This window comes from Candidatus Infernicultor aquiphilus (assembly GCF_002784285.1).
GTDB classification, from domain to species: domain Bacteria; phylum Atribacterota; class Phoenicimicrobiia; order Phoenicimicrobiales; family Phoenicimicrobiaceae; genus Infernicultor; species Infernicultor aquiphilus.
This window is the reverse complement of sequence record NZ_PFKO01000025.1, coordinates 1-1,425: the sequence shown is the minus strand read 5'-3', so window position 1 is coordinate 1,425 and position 1,425 is coordinate 1. Positions and strand designations below refer to the sequence as shown.

Genomic DNA, 1,425 nt, shown 5'->3' with positions numbered 1-1,425 from the left:
AAATGCAAACAAAACTGGAAAGGATAGCAAGGATAGCTAAGGAAAGACCAAAAGAGAGGTTTACATCTTTAGTACACTTGATTAATGAAGAATCGCTGGTCCAAGCTCATCGACAAATGAAGGCTAAGAAAGCTCCTGGCCTAGATAAGGTAACTAAAGACCAATACGAAGAGAACCTAACCGAGAACGTCAGAGGTCTAATAACTAGAATGAAAAGAAACGCCTATAGGCCTCAGCCTGTCTTGAGAAGATATATTCCCAAAATAGGTACTACTAAGGCCAGACCTCTGGGCATACCAGCCTATGAGGATAAACTGGTACAGTTAGCTTTAAAGGAGATACTGGACGCCATCTATGAACAGGATTTCTTAAATAGTTCCTATGGGTTCAGACCTCAGCGGGGTTGTCATGAAGCCTTAAAAGCACTAAATTACATCATAGAGAAGAAGGGGATAAACTACCTAGTAGATGTGGATATAAAGGGATTCTTCGAACACTTAGACCATAAAAGATTAATGGAGTTTCTAGCCATTAGGATAGCTGACCCTAAGATAGGGCGACTGGTGGTAAAATTCTTAAAGGCAGGGGTTATGGAAGAAGACAGGCTTCTTCTTACTCCAGAAGGAACTCCCCAGGGAGGGATAATCTCCCCTCTTTTGGCTAATATCTACCTACACTATGTACTTGACCTATGGTTTGAGGAGACGGTAAGGAAAAGATGTAAGGGTTCAGCCTATCTGATACGTTATGCTGATGATTTTGTCTGCTGTTTTCAATATCAGGAAGAGGCCTATAGTTTCTATCAAGACCTAACTGAAAGATTGAAGACTTTTAATCTGGAAGTGGCAGAAGATAAAAGTAGGATTATAGCGTTTGGGAAAGACAGCTTAGATAAAGTAATGCCTCAGACCTTCGATTTCTTAGGCTTTACTCATTATGCTAGCAAAAGCAAGAAAGGCAAATTTCGAGTAAAGAGGAAGACCTCGAGAAAGAAGCTCTCGGCAAGCCTTAAACGCTGTAAAGATTGGCTGAGAATTAATAGAAATATGGAGATTAAAATCATAATGCAGAAACTTACTATTAAGCTACTCGGTTATTACCGCTATTACGGTATAACTGATAATACTAAAGCCTTGGTAAGTTTCAGGACGGAAGTCGGTAAACTTTTGTTTAAATGGATGAATAGAAGGAGTCAAAGGAGAAGCTTTGATTGGAATAAGTTTAATCTATTCCTAAAACGCTATCCTTTGCCTAACCCTAAGATTTACGTCCATATTTATGATTTATCTTCTAACCTTAGTTACTTATGTTAAGATAATATGAAGAGCCGTGTGCATTAATAGTGCAAGCACGGTTCTGTGAGGGGTGGGCTTTCAATTAGCCAGGGAACTAATATTGTGACACTTCCATAAGGAAACGGGAAGA

1 protein-coding gene is annotated in these 1,425 nt (G+C 39.4%); it reads left to right on the top strand.

Annotated features, from left to right (window positions below; genetic code table 11):
- Positions 1-2 precede the first annotated feature (2 nt).
- Positions 3-1,313 carry a group II intron reverse transcriptase/maturase gene (gene ltrA / locus COZ07_RS00835; protein ID WP_406606718.1) on the top strand — a complete coding sequence of 437 codons (1,311 nt, stop codon included), beginning with the start codon at positions 3-5 and terminating at the stop codon, positions 1,311-1,313.
- Positions 1,314-1,425 lie beyond the last annotated feature (112 nt).

What these genes read in the sequence shown, in the direction of transcription:
- ltrA (WP_406606718.1), top strand. Translation starts at nt 3, where the DNA reads ATGCAAACAAAACTGGAAAGGATAGCAAGGATAGCTAAGGAAAGACCA.